This is a genomic window from Streptomyces coeruleoprunus, from assembly GCF_039542925.1.
Taxonomy (GTDB): Bacteria; Actinomycetota; Actinomycetes; order Streptomycetales; family Streptomycetaceae; genus Streptomyces; species Streptomyces coeruleoprunus.
Genome location: NZ_BAABIT010000001.1, coordinates 4,234,129 through 4,249,453 on the forward strand (window position 1 = coordinate 4,234,129; position 15,325 = coordinate 4,249,453).

The 15,325-nt window shown below is 74.2% G+C and carries 13 protein-coding genes; 8 read left to right on the forward strand and 5 right to left on the reverse strand.

Annotated features, from left to right (window positions below; genetic code table 11):
* The first annotated feature begins 113 nt into the window (after positions 1-113).
* From ABEB09_RS18955 to ABEB09_RS18970, 4 genes are all read left to right on the forward strand, one after another.
* Positions 114-1,304, forward strand: a complete 1,191-nt coding sequence (locus tag ABEB09_RS18955; protein ID WP_345691105.1) for an amidohydrolase family protein — start codon at positions 114-116, stop codon at positions 1,302-1,304.
* Positions 1,304-2,437 (forward strand): acyl-CoA dehydrogenase family protein, encoded by a 1,134-nt coding sequence (locus ABEB09_RS18960; RefSeq protein ID WP_345691106.1) that lies wholly within the window; start codon positions 1,304-1,306, stop codon positions 2,435-2,437. The genes ABEB09_RS18955 and ABEB09_RS18960 overlap by 1 nt, the downstream gene beginning before the upstream one ends.
* 5 nt (positions 2,438-2,442) lie before the next feature.
* Positions 2,443-3,330 carry an acyl-CoA dehydrogenase family protein gene (locus ABEB09_RS18965; RefSeq protein WP_345691107.1) on the forward strand — a complete coding sequence of 296 codons (888 nt, stop codon included), beginning with the start codon at positions 2,443-2,445 and terminating at the stop codon, positions 3,328-3,330.
* Positions 3,331-3,636: 306 nt separating this feature from the next.
* Positions 3,637-4,113 carry an ATP-binding protein gene (locus ABEB09_RS18970; RefSeq protein ID WP_345691108.1) on the forward strand — a complete coding sequence of 159 codons (477 nt, stop codon included), beginning with the start codon at positions 3,637-3,639 and terminating at the stop codon, positions 4,111-4,113.
* A 230-nt stretch (positions 4,114-4,343) separates the two neighbouring features.
* Here the strand turns inward: ABEB09_RS18970 and ABEB09_RS18975 are convergent, their stop codons facing one another.
* Entirely contained in the window at positions 4,344-5,270 is a 927-nt protein-coding gene (locus ABEB09_RS18975) for a cyclase family protein (protein WP_345691109.1), read from the reverse strand.
* A 100-nt stretch (positions 5,271-5,370) separates the two neighbouring features.
* Between ABEB09_RS18975 and ABEB09_RS18980 the strand changes: the two genes are divergently transcribed.
* From ABEB09_RS18980 to ABEB09_RS18990, 3 genes are read left to right on the forward strand one after another with little or no spacing between them, the layout of a single operon-like run.
* Complete coding sequence (locus tag ABEB09_RS18980) at positions 5,371-6,330, forward strand: SDR family oxidoreductase (RefSeq protein ID WP_345691110.1); 960 nt, start codon at positions 5,371-5,373, stop codon at positions 6,328-6,330.
* Between the two features lie 9 nt (positions 6,331-6,339).
* On the forward strand, positions 6,340-7,479 hold the full coding sequence (locus tag ABEB09_RS18985; protein WP_345691111.1) for an acyl-CoA dehydrogenase family protein: 1,140 nt from the start codon (positions 6,340-6,342) through the stop codon (positions 7,477-7,479).
* Positions 7,476-8,534, forward strand: a complete 1,059-nt coding sequence (locus ABEB09_RS18990) for an alcohol dehydrogenase catalytic domain-containing protein (RefSeq protein WP_345691112.1) — start codon at positions 7,476-7,478, stop codon at positions 8,532-8,534. The genes ABEB09_RS18985 and ABEB09_RS18990 overlap by 4 nt, the downstream gene beginning before the upstream one ends.
* A 22-nt stretch (positions 8,535-8,556) precedes the next feature.
* On the opposite strand, the gene ABEB09_RS18995 is transcribed toward ABEB09_RS18990, so the two are convergent.
* Entirely contained in the window at positions 8,557-9,591 is a 1,035-nt protein-coding gene (locus tag ABEB09_RS18995) for a GlxA family transcriptional regulator (RefSeq protein ID WP_345691113.1), read from the reverse strand.
* 59 nt (positions 9,592-9,650) lie between these two features.
* On the opposite strand from ABEB09_RS18995, the gene ABEB09_RS19000 reads away from it, so the two are divergent.
* The gene (locus tag ABEB09_RS19000; protein WP_380839796.1) at positions 9,651-10,949 is read left to right on the forward strand and encodes an MFS transporter; all 1,299 of its coding nucleotides are present in this window, start codon (positions 9,651-9,653) and stop codon (positions 10,947-10,949) included.
* Between the two features lie 549 nt (positions 10,950-11,498).
* Here the strand turns inward: ABEB09_RS19000 and ABEB09_RS19005 are convergent.
* From ABEB09_RS19005 to ABEB09_RS19015, 3 genes are read right to left on the reverse strand one after another with little or no spacing between them, the layout of a single operon-like run.
* Positions 11,499-12,080 (reverse strand): flavin reductase family protein, encoded by a 582-nt coding sequence (locus ABEB09_RS19005; RefSeq protein ID WP_345693991.1) that lies wholly within the window; start codon positions 12,078-12,080, stop codon positions 11,499-11,501.
* Positions 12,081-12,136: 56 nt separating this feature from the next.
* Positions 12,137-12,955 (reverse strand): enoyl-CoA hydratase/isomerase family protein, encoded by an 819-nt coding sequence (locus ABEB09_RS19010; protein ID WP_345691114.1) that lies wholly within the window; start codon positions 12,953-12,955, stop codon positions 12,137-12,139.
* Positions 12,956-12,971: 16 nt separating this feature from the next.
* On the reverse strand, positions 12,972-15,185 hold the full coding sequence (locus ABEB09_RS19015) for an acetate--CoA ligase family protein (RefSeq protein ID WP_345691115.1): 2,214 nt from the start codon (positions 15,183-15,185) through the stop codon (positions 12,972-12,974).
* Between the last annotated feature and the right edge of the window lie 140 nt (positions 15,186-15,325).

Here is a 15,325-nt window from a genome sequence, read left to right on the forward strand (position 1 = left end):
GCTGACGAGCCGTCAGATTGGCAAAGGAGCGTAGGGCGCCGGTTCTTGTCGGTCCAGAGGTGCGGCGCTAGCCTGAATCTGACGAGGCATCAGATTTGAGGGGTGATGGGGGCATGACCGAGCTGCCGCGGATCGTCAGCGTCGACGACCATGTGATCGAGCCCGCCCACCTCTTCGACACCTGGCTGCCGGCCAGGTACCGCGACCGCGGCCCCAAGCCGCTGACGGCGGGGATCGGGGAACTCGCCTACACGGGGGGCCGGTACCGCATCACCATGGACCCCGACGGGCCGCCCGCCGACTGGTGGATCTACGAGGACCTGCGGTTCCCGTACAAGCGCAACATCGCCGCCGTCGGGTTCTCCCGTGACGAGATGACCCTGGAGGGGATCACACGGGAGGAGATGCGGCCCGGCTGCTGGGATCCCGTCGAGCGGCTGAAGGACATGGACCTCAACCACGTCGAGGCGTCGCTGTGCTTCCCGACGTTCCCGCGCTTCTGCGGGCAGACCTTCGCCGAGGCGCACGACAAGGAGGTCGCCCTGGCGTGCGTGCGCGCCTACAACGACTGGATGGTCGAGGAGTGGTGCGGTGACAGCGGCGGGCGGCTGATCCCGCTGTGCCTGATCCCGCTGTGGGACATCGAGCTGGCCGTCGCGGAGATCCGGCGGAACGCCGCGCGGGGGGTGCGCGCGGTGACGTTCTCCGAGATCCCCACGTACCTGGGGCTGCCGTCGATCCACTCCGGCCACTGGGACCCGTTCTTCGCGGTGTGCGAGGAGACCGGGACCGTCGTCAACATGCACATCGGGTCGTCGTCGCAGATGCCGGCCGCCTCCCCCGACGCCCCGCCCGCCGTCCAGGCCGCGCTCAGCTTCAACAACGCCATGGCGTCGATGACGGACTTCCTCTTCTCGGGCGTGCTGGTCCGGTTCCCGCGCCTCAAGCTCGCCTACAGCGAGGGCCAGATGGGCTGGATCCCGTACGCCCTGGAGCGCGCCGACGACGTGTGGGAGGAGCACCGCGCCTGGGGCGGCGTCCGCGACCTGATCCCCGAGCCCCCGTCCACGTACTACTACCGCCAGATCTTCTGCTGCTTCTTCCGCGACCGGCACGGCATCGACGCCATCGACGTCGTCGGCCGCGACAACGCCACCTTCGAGACGGACTACCCCCACGTCGACTCGACGTTCCCGCACACCAAGCAGGTCGCCCTCGACCACGTCCGGGACCTCGACGACGAGACGACCTACAAGCTCATGCGCGGCAACGCCATCCGCATGCTCGGCCTGGACCTCGACTGATGGACCTGGCGTACACGGCCGAGGAGGAGGCGTTCCGCGAGGGCCTGCGCTCCTGGCTGAAGGCCGCCCTGCCCTCGCTGCCGCCCCGGCCCGACCCCGCCGACTGGCCCGCCCGCCGCGCGTACGACACGGCCTGGCAGCGCCGCCTGTACGACGCCGGGTACGGCGCCGTCCACTGGGACGCCCCGCCCGCGCAGCGGCTGATCTTCCTGGAGGAGACCGAGCGCGCCGGAGCGCCCTACGTGGGCGCCAACTTCGTGGGGCTGCTGCACGCCGGGCCCACCGTCGCCGCCGAGGGCACCCCCGCCCAGCGGGACCGCTGGCTGCAGCCGATCCTGCGCGGCGACGAGGTGTGGTGCCAGGGCTTCAGCGAGCCCGGCGCCGGCTCCGACCTGGCCTCCCTGCGCACCCGGGCCGTCCGCGACGGCGACGCGTACGTGGTGACCGGCCACAAGATCTGGACCTCCCACGCCGAGGTCGCCGACTGGTGCGAACTGCTCGTGCGCACCGACCCCGACGCGCCCCGCCACCGCGGCATCACCTGGCTCGCCCTGCCCATGGACGCGCCCGGTGTGACCGTCCGGCCGCTGCGCACGCTCGCCGGCACCGCCGAGTTCGCCGAGGTGTTCCTGGACGAGGTGCGGGTCCCGGCGGAGTTCCGGGTGGGCGCCGAGAACGACGGCTGGCGGGTCACGCTCGTCACCCTCTCCTACGAGCGGGGCACCGCCTTCGCCGGCGAGGTGGTCGCCTGCCGCCGCGTCCTGGGCGAGGTGGCCCGGCTGGCGCGCGGCAACGGGCGGTGGGACGACACGGCGCTGCGCCGCCGGCTCGGCCGGCTCCACGCCGAGTTCGGCGCGCTGTGGCGGCTGGTGCAGTGGAATGTCAGCGAGGCGCAGGCGTCGCGCGGGGCGCCCGGGGTCGGCGGGTCGGTGTTCAAGCTGCGGTACTCGCACGCACGGCAGGAGCTGTACGACGCGGCCGCGGAGGTGCTGGGCGCGGACGCGCTGGACGCGGACCGGGAGTGGGTCGCGGACCGCCTCTCGTCGCTGGCGTACACCATCGCGGCGGGTACGTCGCAGATCCAGCGGAACATCGTCGCCGAGCGGATCCTCGGCCTGCCGAAGGGCCGGTGAGCGGCGTGCGGTTCCGGTTGACCGACGAACAGCGGGCGCTGCGGGCGGGGGTGCGGGGGCTGCTGGAGCGCCGCTTCGGGCGGGAGCGGCTGCGGGCTGCCGTGGCCGCCTCCGTGGCGGACGGGCCGGTGCTGGACCGGGGGCTGTGGCGGGCGCTGGGAGAGGCGGGGTTCTTCGCACTGAGGCTGCCGGAGGCGGAGGGCGGCGTGGGGCTCGGGCTGCCCGAGGCGGTGCTGGCCTTCGAGGAGGCCGGGCGGGCCCTGCTGCCGGGGCCGCTGGTGGCGACGCACCTGGCGGCGGGCGAGGTGCCGGGCGCGGCGGAGGGCGCGGTCGTGGTGACGGCGGTGGACGCGCGTCTGGTGGAGTGGCGGGACGCGGCCGACGTGGTGCGGGGCGACGCGTCGGGTGCCGTACCGGTGCGGTCGGTGGACCCGCTGACGCCGCTGCACCGGGTGCCCGGCGGCGCGCGGGCTGGCGACCCGGTGGCCGCGCTCCTGACGGCCGCCGAACAGCTGGGCAGTGCCGGGCGTACGGCCGAACTCGCCGCCCGGTACGCGCGGGAGCGCGAGCAGTTCGGCCGGCCCGTGGGGGCGTTCCAGGCGGTGCAGCACCTGTGCGCCGACATGCTGGTACGGGTGGAGGTGGCGCGCGCCGCCGTGTACGCGGCGGCCGTGACGGGCGACCCGGCCGACGCGGCGGGCGCCAAGCTGCTGGCCGACGAGGCCGCGGTGCGCGGAGCGCGGGACTGCCTCCAGGTGTACGGCGGCCTGGGCTTCACCTGGGAGGCGGACGTGCACCTGCACCTCAAGCGGGCCTGGCTGCGGGCCGAGCGGTGGATGACGGCGACGGCCGCCGAGGAGGCGCTCGCGGCGCGTCTCGTGGCCGACGGGTGAGGTGACGCACGGTGAGCGGCGCCGATATCGGGTCGTGCCCCGCGCGGCGCTCGTCACTCACGGATGACGGCATCCCGCTCGGGTACGCTCCGAGGAGTGCGCGTGGTGGTGGGGCCCGAGTGGCGCCGTACGGCCCGGTGTTCGACTATCCGGGACGGGCGTCGCACAGTATGCACCACCGGTACTCCTTCGCGTTGGAATATGCCCGAAGCGCTTGTTGCGGTGACTGTACGTCAACCATGCTGTCCCACAAGGAACGCTGTGAGGCGCGAGGCGATGTGTCCGCCGGTTCGGATGGTGTGAGCGGTGCAGGTGCTTCAGGTGCAGTTGGAGGTCGGTCCCGATCCCGCGGACGTGGGGCGGGCCCGTAGATGGGCACGGTCCCGGCTGGCCGGGTCGGGCATAGCGGCCGACGAGCCGCTGGCCGACACGCTGGTGCTGCTCATCTCGGAACTTGTCACCAACGCGGTGGTCCACACCGGCTGTCCGGCCGTGCTGCGGATGCTCTTCGGGGCGGGCGGCGCGGGCGGGGCCGGCATCGTGCGCGTCGAGGTCGCGGACACCAGCGCCCGGCCGCCCCTCCAGCGGCGGGCCGACGGCGGCGACACCCACGGCCGCGGGCTGGAGTTGGTCGACGGCCTCGCGGACCGGTGGGGCTGGCAGCCGGAGGGCGCGGGGAAGCGCATCTGGTGCGAGGTCGACCGGGGGGCGCCCGTGTTCACCACGGTGGTGCGCGAGCCGGTCGCGTACGACCCCTCGCGCGCCGTCACGAATACCGCGTAACGGTTATTTCCTTGAATAGCTGTTGACGGGCGGTGTTCGGCTGATCACTCTTGGATCAGCGATTCGTGGCGAGGGGACGCCGAGGGCTTGACGCCCTCGGCGAGTGCGGGTCGTTACTCGGCGGCGGCCCCTTCAGGGCACAGGAGCGGGGCACGCGCGCCGGAGCCGGGTGGCGGCCGCCGTGCCGTGCTCGGGGCGCGCATCGCGCGCCGCCACCCGAAGAATCCGCCTCACAGCACCGCCACCGGCGCCACCGGAGTGCCCGTCGCGCCGACGAACGGTTCCGGCGTCGCGCTCAGCAGGAACGCGTACCGCCGCCGCTGTGCACAGGCTGTGGACAAGGTCTCCAGGTTCCAGTTCTGCCCCTGCGGCATGCCCATCTCGACCAGGTCGAGCGCGTGCACCGGCAGCCACAGCCCCTCGACCTCCGGCGGGAAGATCTCGAAGGTCAGCGTGTCATTGGCGACCGCGGCCACGTCGTGCGCGTGGAACCACTCCGGGGTGCGCAGCGACAGGCCCGGCGACGGGAAGGCGTACGCGTGCCGGTCGCCCTCCAGGTACCGCCGCATCTGCCCGGTCCGTACGAGCACGACGTCCCCGGCCCGTACCGTCACCCCGCCGAACTCCGCGGCCTCGTCCAGGTCCTCGGGTGTCACCGCGTGGTCGCCCGGCAGCCGGTCGACGCCCTTCGCCCGCGCCACGTCGAGCAGTACCCCGCGCGACACGAGGTGCCGCACCTTGTCGACGCCCCCGAACGCGGCGCCCCCGTGCGGGGTGATCGAGTCGGCCGGACGCCCGTTGTAGAGGCGTCCCGAGTGGGAGACATGGCTCAGGGCGTCCCAGTGCGTGGCCGCCTGGAGCCCGAGCGTCACGACGTCGTCGCTGGTGGCGACCGTACCGGGGCCGAACAGCTCCTGGTTGATCTGCACCATGGCGTGCAGCGGGTTGACGCGGCCGGGGATCACGCCGGTCTGCACGCCGTCGGCCCGCAGGGGCAGCGCCAGCGGGACGCGCTCGCCGGTGCGGACGGTCGCGGCCGCCTCCCGTACGACCTCGTCGGTGATCAGGTTGAGGGTGCCCAGCTCGTCGTCCTCACCCCAGCGGCCCCAGTTGTTGACCCGCTTGGCGATGGCGGGGAACGGGTCCGGAAGCGACATGGGGCCTCCCAGGGCTTGCGCTGCGGTATCTGACGGTCCGTAGAATCCGGTCCAGCAGGAATCTAACGGACCGTCAGAAACTGCGGAAGAGGGAGCCGGGATGCCGGGCAACACGAACGCCGCCAGCAGCACGGGCCACGGGAGCGAAGGGACCTTCCTGGCGGGCAGGGTCGTCGCGGTCACCGGGGCGGGCCGCGGCATCGGACGGGCCGTAGCGCTCGCCTGCGCGGCCGAGGGCGCACGGGTCGTCGTCAACGACTACGGCGTGGCCGTCGACGGCGAGGCGCCCAGCTCGGAGGTCGCCGAGGGCGTCGTCGAGGAGATCACCGCGGCCGGCGGGCGGGCCGTCGCCGTCGCCGACGACATCTCCACCATGGCGGGCGGACAGCGCGTCGTCGACACCGCGCTCGCCGAGTACGGCCGCGTCGACGGCGTCGTCTGCGTCGCCGGCATCCTGCGCGAACGCATGCTCTTCAACATGTCCGAGGCCGAGTGGGACCCCGTCGTCGCCACCCACCTCAAAGGCACCTTCACCGTCTTCCGCGCCGCGTCCGCCGTCATGCGCCGCCAGGGCTCCGGCACCCTCATCGGCTTCACCAGCGGCAACCACCAGGGCTCCGTCTCCCAGGCCAACTACGCCGCCGCCAAGGGCGGGATCATCTCGCTCGTCCGCAGCGCCGCCCTCGGCCTGCACAAGTACGGCGTCACCGCCAACGCCGTCGCCCCCGTCGCCAGGACCCGCATGTCCGCCGGCGTGCCCATGGAGCTGAAGGAGATCGGCGAACCCGACGACGTCGCCGCCCTCGTCGTCTACCTGCTCTCCGAACAGGCCCGCGCCGCCGGCATCACCGGGCAGGTCTACACGATCGCCGGCCCCAAGCTCGCCGTGTGGGCGCAGCCCCGCGAACTGCGCGCCGCCTACGCCGAGGGCGGCGGCTGGACCCCCGCCCGGATCGCCGACGTCCTGCCCGGCACGGTCGGCACCGACCCGATGCCGCTCCTCGCGCAGCTGGAGGAGATGGCCAGGGCGGCCGCCGCCGGCACCCGGCCCAACACCTAGGAGGCGGCCGTGGACTTCGGGTTCGGGCCGGACGACGAGACGTTCCGCACCGAGGCGCGCGCCTGGCTCGCCGCGCACCCCGGGGGCAAGCCGGGCAGGGACTGGGAGCGGCTGCTCGGCGCCGACGGCTGGATCGGCCTCGGCTGGGACACCCCCGACCGCCGCTACGGCAACCGGACCGCCACCCTCACCCAGCAGGTCGTCTGGGCCGAGGAGTACGCCGGGGCCGGGGCACCCGCCCGTACCGGCCACATCGGCGAGAACCTGCTCGCCCCTACCCTCCTCGCCCACGGGACGCCCGACCAGCAGGACCGCTTCCTGCCCGGCATCGCCCGCGGCGAGGAGCTGTGGTGCCAGGGCTACAGCGAACCCGGCGCCGGATCGGACCTCGCGGGCCTGCGCACGGCGGCCGTCCGCGACGGCGACACCTACCGGATCACCGGCCAGAAGATCTGGACCTCCCTCGCCCGCGACGCGGACTGGTGCTTCGTCCTGGCCCGTTCCGAGCCCGGCTCCCACCGCCACCACGGCCTGTCCTTCCTGCTCGTCCCGATGGACCAGCCCGGCAGGATCGAGGTCCGGCCCATCCGGCAGATGTCCGGCGACAGCGACTTCAACGAGGTCTTCTTCGACGGGGCCGTGGCCGACGCGCGGGACGTCGTCGGCGGCGAGGGCGGCGGCTGGCGGGTTGCCACCGGGCTGCTCGCCCGGGAGCGGGGCGTGTCCACGCTCGTCCAGCAGATCGGCTTCGCGGCGGAGCTGGCACGCGTCGTGCGGCAGGCCGTCGCGACCGGCGCCGCCGCCGACCCCGTCCTGCGCGACGCGCTCGTACGGCAGTGGGCCGACCTGCGCGTGATGCGCTGGAACGCGCTGCGCACCCTGGGCGGCACCGAGGAGCCCGGCGCGCCCAGCGTCGCCAAGCTGCTGTGGGGCCGCTGGCACCAGCGGCTCGGGGAGCTGGCCGTACGGGTGCGGGGCGCGGAGGCGGCCACCGGTCCGGGGCCGTGGACACCGGAGGCGTACGGCATCGACGACACGCAGCGGATGTTCCTCTTCAGCCGGGCCGACACGATCTACGGCGGCTCCGACGAGATCCAGCGCAGCATCATCGCCGAGCGCGTGCTCGGCCTGCCGAAGGAGCCGCGGTGAGAGCGGTCGTGTACGAGGGGGAGCGGGGCGCGGCACGGTTCACCGACGACGTGGACGTACGGGGCCCGGGGGCGGGCGAGGTGCTGGTGGCGCTCGCCGCGGCCGGGCTGTGCCACAGCGACCTGTCCGTGCTGGACGGCACGATCCCCTTCCCGGCGCCCGCGGTCCTCGGCCACGAGGGCGCCGGCGTCGTGGAGGCCGTCGGGCCGGGCGTGACGCACGTGGCCGTCGGCGACCATGTGGCGCTGTCCACCCTCGCCAGCTGCGGGACCTGCGCCGACTGCGGCCGGGGCCGCCCGACGATGTGCCGCCGCGCGATCGGCCGCCCCGGCCGGCCCTTCCAGCGGAACGGGAAGGCGCTGTACCAGTTCGCGGCCACCTCGGCGTTCGCGGAACGCACGGTCGTCCGGGCCGTCCAGGCCGTGCCGGTCCCGCACGACGTGCCGCTCACCTCGGCGGCGCTGCTCGGCTGCGCGGTGCTCACCGGCGTCGGGGCCGTACTGAACCGGGCGAAGGTGGCGTACGGCGACACGGTCGTCGTCATCGGCGCGGGCGGCGTCGGCCTCAACGTCCTCCAGGGTGCCCGGCTCGCGGGCGCGGCGGTGGCCGTCGCGATCGACACCGACCCGCGCAAGGAAAAGGTCGCGCGGCGGTTCGGCGCCACCCACTTCCTGCCCTCGACGGACGGCGTACGGGAGGTGCTGCCCACGGGAGCCGACCACGTCTTCGAGTGCGTCGGCCGCCCGGCCCTGATCCGCCGGGCCGTCGACCTCCTGGACCGGGGCGGCCAGGCGGTGCTGCTCGGCATGGCGGCCCCGTCGGAGGAGGCGGCCTTCACGCCGGCGTCGATGTTCCTCGACAAGTCGGTCCTGGGCTGCCGCTACGGCAGCTCCCGCCCCCAGCACGACATCCCCCTGTACACGTCCCTGTACCGCCGCGGCGCCCTGCTCCTGGACGAACTCGTCACCGCGACGTACCCGGTGGAGGACTTCCCCAAGGCGGTGCGGGACGTACGGGACGGGCGGGTGGGGGCGCGGGCGGTGCTGACGTTCTGAGCGCGCGGACCGGCCGGCCGGGTCAGCCGGCCGCCCGGGCCGGGACCGCGCCGACGAAGGTGCGGCGGTAGGCCGTCGGCGGGACGCCCGTCGCCGACTGGAAGTGCTGGCGGAGCGACTGGGCCGTGCCGAAGCCGGTGCGGCGGGCGACCTCGTCGACGGACAGCGCCGTGGACTCCAGCAGGTGGCGGGCCCGCTCGACGCGCTGCTGGGTGAGCCACTGACCGGGGCTGAGCCCCACCTCCTCGCGGAACCGGCGCGTGAAGGTGCGCACGCTCATCGACTCGCGCGCCGCCAGGTCCCGCAGCTGGAGAGGTTCGTGGAGCCGGTCCAGGGCCCAGGCGCGGGCCCGGGACGTGGTCGCGAGGCGCGGCTCGGGCACCGGGCGCTGGATGTACTGGGCCTGGCCGCCGTCCCGGTACGGGGGGACGACCGTACGGCGGGCCACGTCGTTGGCGACGGCCGAGCCGTGGTCGCGGCGCACGATGTGCAGGCACAGGTCGACCCCCGCGGCGACCCCCGCCGACGTGAGCACGTCGCCGTCGTCGATGAACAGGACGTCCGCGTCGACCCGCACGGACGGGAAGAGCCGCTGGAAGCGCTCGGCGGACGCCCAGTGTGTCGTCGCGGGCCGCCCGTCCAGGAACCCGGCCGCGGCCAGCACGTACCCGCCCGTGCAGATCGACACCAGCCGCGTCCCGGGCCGGATGTGCGCGAGCGCGGCGGCCAACTCGTCGGTGAGGCGACCCTCCTCGTACACCGGTCCCAGCTCGTACGAGGCCGGCACGACGACCGTGTCGGCCGTGGCCAGCGCCTCGGGGCCGTACCGGACCTCCACGGCGAAGTCCGCGTCCGTCTGCACGCGCCCGGCGGCCAGGCCGCACGTCACCGTCTCGTACAGGCGCCGGCCCGTCTCCGGGTCCTTGGCGCGGCCGAAGATGCGGTGCGGGATGCCCAGTTCGAAGGGGAGGAGCCCGGGGAGGGCGAGGACGACGACGCGGTGCGGGGCGGGGGTGTGGGCGGGAGCGGGGGCGGGAGCGGATGAGGCGGCGGCCATGGCCTGATCCTAGCGAAAGCTGTCATCCGGGCCAGTGGTCCCGGGTGCCGGCCGCCCCGATGCTGACTGACGTGACCCAGACAATGAGGGAGGCCGTCGCAGAGGCCACCCGTCCCCGCCGCTTCCGTGTCCATCGTGCGTGGTCCGTCGCCGCCGTCGCCTTCGTGACAATCGTCGGCGCCGCCGCCTTCGCCTCCCTGCCGGGTCTCCTGATCGAGCCCCTGCACCGCGAGTTCGACTGGTCGCGCGGCACCATCGGCTTCGCCATCTCCGTCAACCTCGCCCTGTACGGGCTGACGGCGCCGTTCGCGGCGGCGCTGATGGACCGGTTCGGCATCCGGCGCGTGGTGGCGGCCGCGCTGATCGTGATCGCGGCGGGGTCGCTGCTCACGGTGTGGATGACCGCGGCGTGGCAGCTGGTGCTGTTCTGGGGCGTCCTCGTCGGCCTCGGCAGCGGCTCGATGGCGCTGGCCTTCGCGGCGACGGTCACGAACCGGTGGTTCGTGGCCCGGCGGGGTCTCGTCACCGGCGTGCTCACGGCGGCCGGCGCGTCCGGGCAGCTGGTGTTCCTGCCGCTGCTGTCCTGGCTGGTCGAGCACCAGGGGTGGCGCCCGGCCGCGGTCACGGTCGCGCTGTCCGCGCTGGCGGTCGCGCCGTTCGTCTGGCTGCTCCTGCGCGACCACCCTGCGGACGTGGGCCTCGCCCCTTACGGGGCCCCGGAGTTCGTCCCGAAGCCCGCACCGGTGCCGGGGGCGGCGCGGCGCGCCGTGACCGTGCTGCTCAGGGCGGGGCGCACGGGGCCGTTCTGGCTCCTCGCCGGGACCTTCGCGATCTGTGGTGCCTCGACGAACGGCCTGGTCAAGACCCACTTCGTGCCCGCCGCGCACGACCACGGCATGCCCGTCACGGCCGCCGCGTCGCTCCTCGCCGTGATCGGCGTCTTCGACGTGGTCGGGACCGTGGCCTCCGGTTGGTTCACCGACCGCTTCGAGGCGCGGCGCCTGCTGGCCGTGTACTACGCCCTGCGCGGCGTCTCGCTGCTGTTCCTGCCCATGCTGCTGGCGCCGAGCGTGCATCCGCCGATGGTGTTCTTCATCGTCTTCTACGGCCTGGACTGGGTGGCGACCGTGCCGCCGACCATCGCCCTGTGCCGCGAGCACTTCGGCGACGACGGCGCCATCGTCTTCGGCTGGGTCCTCGCCTCCCACCAGGTCGGCGCGGCGCTGGTCGCGTTCCTCGGGGGGCTGGCGCGTGACGTCTTCGGTACGTACGACGTCGTCTGGTACGCCTCCGGCGCCCTGTGCGCGGCGGCGGCCCTGATGGCCCTCGTCATCCGCAGGCCACCGGCTACGGCCTGACGGCCGACCTGGCCGCGGCCGCCCGCCGGCGCCGCGGTGCGCCGTCGGTGTGGGCTGGCGTTGTGGTGCCGCCGTTCCGTCGTTGTGGGCTGGCGTCGCGGTCCCGCCGTTCCGTCGGTGTGGGCTGGCGTTGTGGTGCTGCCGTTCCGCTGTTGTGGGCTGGCGTTGCCTGTGCCGCCGGTCCTGCTGTGGGCAGTCGTTCCGCTGGGGCGGAACGGGTGGGCACAGCAGGACCGGCCCCCCGGCCTGAGGGCCCGCCCCTTGCGCGCCACGACGGTGGGTGAGTCCGGTGGCGGCCCGGGGGTCACGTGCTCAGATTGGCTCGCTCGGGGCCTTGAGAGCGAGGCGTTGCTGCGTCGCCAATCCTGCGCGCGCGACCCCCGGTCCACCCCCGTCCCGTGCGTGCGCGGCTCACCGCCGGTGGGGGTGGGGTGGAGGGGACCGCCCGCCCGTGGGTGGCTCACGGTGGGTGGGGGTGGGGTGGGTGGCCCCCGCCCGCCCGTGGGCGGCTCACCGTTGGTGGGCCCGTGGGGGCTGACCCCGGTGGGGTCAGTCCGCGAGTCGGCCGAAGTGGCCCCGGTGGAAGAGGAGCGGGGGCGCCTCGTCCGTCGCGTCCAGGGCCTTCACCCGGCCCACCACGATCAGGTGGTCGCCCCCCGTGTGCACCGCGTGGATGACGCAGTCGATCCACGCCGGGACCCCCGCGAGACGCGGAGAGCCCGTCGCGGGCGAGGGACTGTGGGCCACGCCCGCGAACTTGTCCGCCCCGCTCACCGCGAAGCCGCGGCACAACGCCTCCTGCCCCGCCCCCAGCACGTTCACGCAGAACGCGCCGGCGCGGGCGATGCGGGGCCACGTCGTGGACGTACGGCCCACCATGAAGGCCACCAGCGGCGGGTCCAGCGACAGGGAGGCGAACGACTGGCACGCGAAGCCCACCGGGCCGCCGCCCTCCGCGTCGTACGCCGTGACGACGGTTACCCCGCTGGCGAAGTGGCCCAGCACCCGGCGGAACTCGGCCGGCGCGACCTCCGGCCGCTCACCGTCCCGTACCGCGCGGAGCCGGGGGAGCGGCGGCGCCTCCGAAGGTGCCCCTGCGGACCTGAGGTAGCGGATGGCGGTGGCCGCCATCCCGGCGTGTCCCATCACCACTCCATTGAAACTGACGGTACGTCAGATAGGAAGGGTCAGCGGCCCCGGAAGTCCGCCGCTCGCCGTTCCACGAAGGCCGCGACCCCCTCCCGGGCGTCCCGTGTCGTCATGGCGATCTCCTGCGCCGCCGCCTCCGCCGCGAACGCGGTGGCCCGGTCGGTGTCCAGGGACGCGTTGACGAGCTGCTTCGTGAGGGCGAGCGAGCGGGTCGGGCCCTGGGCCAGGCGCTCGGCCCAGGAGCGGGCCGTGGCGGTCAACTCGGTGTCCGGGACGACCCGGTTGACGAGGCCCATGCGTTCGGCGTCGGCGGCCGACAGCGCGTCGCCGAAGAACAGCAGCTCCTTCGCCCGCCGCGGCCCCACCAGCCGCGTCAGCAGATACGCGCCGCCGCCGTCCGGGACGATGCCCCGCCGGCTGAACGCCTCGGTGAACCGCGCCGATTCCGCGGCGACAACGAGGTCGCAGGCGTACGCGAGGTGCGCGCCGAGCCCGGCGGCGATGCCGTTGACGGCCGCGACGACCGGCTTCTCGCAGTCCAGTACGGCGGCGATGAGCCGCTGCGCGCCCAGCCGGATGGTCCGCGCCACGTCCCCGGCGACCGGCTCGCGGCCGTTCGCCGCGGACGTGGCCCGCAGGTCGGCGCCGGCGCAGAAGCCGCGGCCGGTCGCGGTGAGGACGACGGCGCGGACGGCGGGGTCGGCGGAGGCGTCACCGAGGAGGGAGATGAGACGTTCGCGCTGGTCGGGGGCGAGGGCGTTGAGGACGTCGGGTCGGTCGAGGGTGATCCACGAGACGCCGTTGTCAGTGGCGTGCCGTATCCATGAAGCAGATGTCTTTTCCGGGGAGGGCGTCATGGTGTTGTCCTTGTGTTCACCGGCATACGGCCAGCGCGTCGAGGGCGACCGCGCCCTGCCCGCGCTCCAGTACCACCAGCGGGTTGATGTCCAGCTCCGCGAGGTCGTCGCCCAGTTCCAGCGCCATGCGCTGGACGCGCAGGACGACCTCGACCAGCGCGTCGACGTCGAGGGGCGGGCCGCCCCGGACGCCGTCCAGCAGGGCCCGCCCGCGCAGTTCGCCGAGCATCGCCCGCGCCTGGTCCTCGCCGAAGGGCGGTACGCGTACGGCGGTGTCCTGGAGGACCTCCACGAGGACGCCGCCGAGGCCGACGGTCACCGTCGGGCCGAACAGGGCGTCGTGGGTGACGCCGGCCATCATCTCGACGCCCCGCTCGATCATCTGGCAGACGAGGACGCCGTCGAGGTCGATGCCCTCGTAGCGGGCGATCTCCGTCAGGTCCCGGTAGGTGTCCCTGACCTGGCTGGCGGACGTCAGCCCGATCCTGACCAGGCCCAGTTCCGTCTTGTGGGCGAGCTGCGGGGCCGACGCCTTCATCACCACCGGGTAGCCGACCAGGCCCGCGGCCCGGACGGCCGCCGCCGCGCTCGTCACCAGTTGCTCGCGCGGTACGCGGATGCCGTACGCCCGCAGCAGCTGCTTCGCCGCGTGCTCGCTGAGGCGGCGGCCCGGGTCCAGCAGGGCGCGCGCCTTGCGCAGCGAGGGCGACGGGGTGCGCGGCGCCTCGTCGAACGGGGAGCGGTACGCGGCGGTGAACCGGTGGTGGTCCAGGTAGGCCTTCACGGCGGTGACGCAGTTGCCGAACGTGCGGAAGGTGGTGACGCGCGACGACCCGAGCAGCGTCTCCCGGTAGGCCGCCTCGGTGCCGACGGGCGAACCCCACACCACGCACACCGGTTTGTCCGTGCGCTCCGCCGCGTCCACGAGGTCCTGCGCGAGCTTGTCGCTCAGGGGAGGGAAGGGCCCGGTGATCGGGCAGACGAGGACGCCCACGCCCGGGTCGGCGAGGAGCGCGTCGATGATCTCCCGGCCGCGTTCGTCGCCGACGGGGTGGCCGCCGCTGTCGACGGGGTTGGTGACGTTCAGGTCGCCGGGTATCCACTGGCGCAGGGCGCTCTGGGTGGCGGGGGCGAGCGGCGGCAGGTGCAGGCCGGCGGCGGACGCCAGGTCCGCGAAGTGCGCGCCCGTGCCGCCCGAGATCGCGTAGACGGCGACGCCGTCGGAGCGGGGGCGGCGGGCCCGGGCCAGCAGGGTGGCCGTGTCCTGGAGTTCGTCGAGGCCGCTGACGCGGGCGACGCCGAACTGCCGCATCGCGGCGTCCACGACGTCGTCGGCGCCGGTCAGCTTGCCGGTGTGCGAGGCGGCGGTGCGCGCGCCGGTCTCGGTGCGGCCGACCTTGACGGCGACGACCGGGACGCCGCGGCGGGCGGCGCGGTCCGCGGCGAGCAGGAAGGAGCGCCCGTCCTTGAGCCCTTCCAGATAGCAGGCGACGGCCCCGACCTCGGGCCGCTCGGCGAAGTACGCCAGGAAGTCGGCGGTCTCCAGGTCGGCCTCGTTGCCGGTGGGCGCCCAGTGGGAGAGCCGTACGCCCAGCTCCTGGAGGGCGTACAGGGGGCGGCCCTGGTGGCCGGACTGGGTGATCAGCGCGATCGCGGGGCCGTCCAGGTCGTCGCGGAACTCCTCGAAGGCGTTGAGGTTGGTGTTGGGGCCGAGCAGCCGCACCCCGGCCCGCCGCGCGGCCGCCACCAGCCGGGCCTGCGCCTCGGCGCCCCGCGCGCCGGTCTCGGCGAACCCGGAGGCGAACACGACGGCGAACCGGGCTCCGGTGGTGGCCAGTTCCTCGACGACCGGCAGCGGATCGGCCACGAGCAGCACCGCGAGGTCGACGGGCCCGGGCAGCGCGGTGACCGACGGCACGCACGGCAGCCCGTACACGGTCTCCCGGCCCGGGTGCACGGGGTGCAGCCGCGCCCCGACGCGCTCCGCCCAGCGGATCAGCTGCCGGGTGATCCCGGCACCCGGCCGCCCTTCGGTGTCGGACGCCCCGACGACGGCGACGGACTCGGGCCGGAAGAACCGGTCCAGATCCGGAACGGCCGCGGCCAGCGGCCGCCCGCTGACATCGAGCCCGCCGCGCTCCCGCTCGCCGCAGCCGGCGGACTCCTGCCCACAGGCCACGACGCGGGCCCGGAGATCGGTGGTGAAGGTGCCGTGGGTCGATCCAAGCATCGTTCCGCCGCCCCTGATCGTCATCGTCCAGGACCCATACCATGCATCTGACGCCCTGTCAGGTTACCCAAGCGGCAAGTAGTCAGGAATAGCTGGGACGGGACGCGGGTGGACCGACCTCCGCACGGTCGCCCTCCAGT

Excerpts from the sequence above, each read along its gene's own strand:
- ABEB09_RS18955 (WP_345691105.1), top strand. The coding sequence starts at position 114 with ATGACCGAGCTGCCGCGGATCGTCAGCGTCGACGACCATGTGATCGAG.
- ABEB09_RS18960 (WP_345691106.1), top strand. The coding sequence starts at position 1,304 with ATGGACCTGGCGTACACGGCCGAGGAGGAGGCGTTCCGCGAGGGCCTG.
- ABEB09_RS18975 (WP_345691109.1), bottom strand. The coding sequence starts at position 5,270 with ATGTCGCTTCCGGACCCGTTCCCCGCCATCGCCAAGCGGGTCAACAAC.
- ABEB09_RS18980 (WP_345691110.1), top strand. The coding sequence starts at position 5,371 with ATGCCGGGCAACACGAACGCCGCCAGCAGCACGGGCCACGGGAGCGAA.
- ABEB09_RS18995 (WP_345691113.1), bottom strand. The coding sequence starts at position 9,591 with ATGGCCGCCGCCTCATCCGCTCCCGCCCCCGCTCCCGCCCACACCCCC.
- ABEB09_RS19000 (WP_380839796.1), top strand. The coding sequence starts at position 9,651 with ATGCTGACTGACGTGACCCAGACAATGAGGGAGGCCGTCGCAGAGGCC.
- ABEB09_RS19005 (WP_345693991.1), bottom strand. The coding sequence starts at position 12,080 with ATGGCGGCCACCGCCATCCGCTACCTCAGGTCCGCAGGGGCACCTTCG.
- ABEB09_RS19010 (WP_345691114.1), bottom strand. The coding sequence starts at position 12,955 with ATGACGCCCTCCCCGGAAAAGACATCTGCTTCATGGATACGGCACGCC.
- ABEB09_RS19015 (WP_345691115.1), bottom strand. The coding sequence starts at position 15,185 with ATGCTTGGATCGACCCACGGCACCTTCACCACCGATCTCCGGGCCCGC.